1 protein-coding gene is annotated in these 1,597 nt (G+C 62.9%); it reads right to left on the bottom strand.

All coding sequences use genetic code 11. The annotated features are described in order from the left end of the window. Nucleotides 1-130: 130 nt before the first annotated feature. Nucleotides 131-1,306: a glycosyltransferase family 4 protein gene (locus ACFVX9_RS39735; RefSeq protein ID WP_387987183.1), complete on the bottom strand. Its 1,176-nt coding sequence runs from the start codon at nucleotides 1,304-1,306 to the stop codon at nucleotides 131-133. Nucleotides 1,307-1,597: the final 291 nt, after the last annotated feature.

The raw sequence follows: 1,597 nt of genomic DNA, 5'->3' as shown, positions 1-1,597 counted from the left end.
TCGACAGCGGCATCGGTCAGCGGAACTCCTTGAGCATGCCCGTCGACCATGCTGCCGCACCGGAAAACTCCAAGATCCCCGACTGTGAGAGTCAAGCTCAGGGACAACAGCCATACCGGCCCCGGGGGCGTTAGAGGCTTCGCAGGCGCTCACCCTTGAGGGCCGGGGACAGCGGCTGCCCGGTGGCGGAGGCCAGCGCGCGCACCCCTGCGGCGTCCCCGTACTTCATGGGCTTGAGGGCCGCGCCTGCCCAGCGGATGGGACTCACACTGCGCACCGCTGCAGCAGCCCGCGTGTACCGGCCAGCTGCCGCTACCTCCTCAATCACCTCACACCAGGCATCGAGCTCACGCCGGGGATCCAGCTGCCGGGACCGCTCCTTCGCCCTGCGTGAAGCCTGCTCCCAGTTCCGCGGGTCCCGCAGTGAGCGCAGGGCCGCAACCCAGGCCTCCATATCATCCCGGTAAGCAAAAATCCCTGCACTCCCCAGCGACTCCACAAGCCCCGGGGTGGGATGCGCCACCACAGGAATCCCGGACGCGAGAGCCTCTACCGCCACCCTCCCCCAGGACTCATACAGGCTGGGCATGACCATCACCCGGGACCTCCCGTACACCAGCGACTTCATATCCTTGCCCGCAACACCGTCAATAACCCGGCAGTTCGACAGCCGGAGCGACGGCATCACCTGGTCACCATAAGCCCCCCGGACACCGAGGAAATCCCACTCCGGCACCCACGCGGCAACCTGCCAGAACATATCACCCCCCTTATCCGAATTCAGATTGACCAGGGTCGCGCAGTCACCCGGCCCGGTCCGGTACTCATCAGCAAACACAGGAGGCCGCAGCACCATCGAACGCCTCGGCAGGAACTCCTCACAGAACCGCGAATAAAATATTTCACCGTCCCGGCGGATCCACTCACTGTTATATACCAAAAGATCCGCACCAGCAGCATTATGATACGTCGCAGAAAAATTGTCATGGCAGATGACCACCACCGGAATCCGGTTCGCCTTCCCCAGCGCCGCCACCACAGGAACATTCTCATAATGAGAAATAAGAACATCCGAATCCGCCACCCGCGCAGCAAAATCCGTACCCTGCTGGAAAGGAACCACCCGGACCCCGTCAACCTCATACACCTCCCCCAGATCCCCCGGATGCGAAAGCCACACCGTAACCCTGTGACCCGCACGCGCCAGCGGCCGCAGCATCGAATGAAGCACCCACTCAGACCCCGCATTATGAGACGGCGGATAACCATAAACCCGCACCGCCACCGAAAACACATCCCCGCTCATAACACCACACCAGACACACCCATAACCACTCCCAAAAAAAGAGAAGACGGCAAAACCGCCCCGAACCCACAACAGGCAGACAGAACACAGAACCCCGCCACCCCCGGCCACCCACACCAGCCCGGAACCCCGCCACCCACCACACACCCCCCTTCTACGCCACACCCCACACAAACCCCTCACGCCACCCCCCACAAACCCCTCACACCACCCACCACACCAGCCCCCGTTATGTTTTTCGCGGTCCTGCAATGGGGCCGCTGGCCTCCGGGCCCGGTATGACTGTGTCCC

The organism is Kitasatospora sp. NPDC058243, from assembly GCF_042882025.1.
GTDB lineage: Bacteria > Actinomycetota > Actinomycetes > Streptomycetales > Streptomycetaceae > Kitasatospora.
The sequence above is the reverse complement of the archived record's forward strand: the minus strand, read 5'-3'. Positions and strand labels throughout refer to the sequence as shown.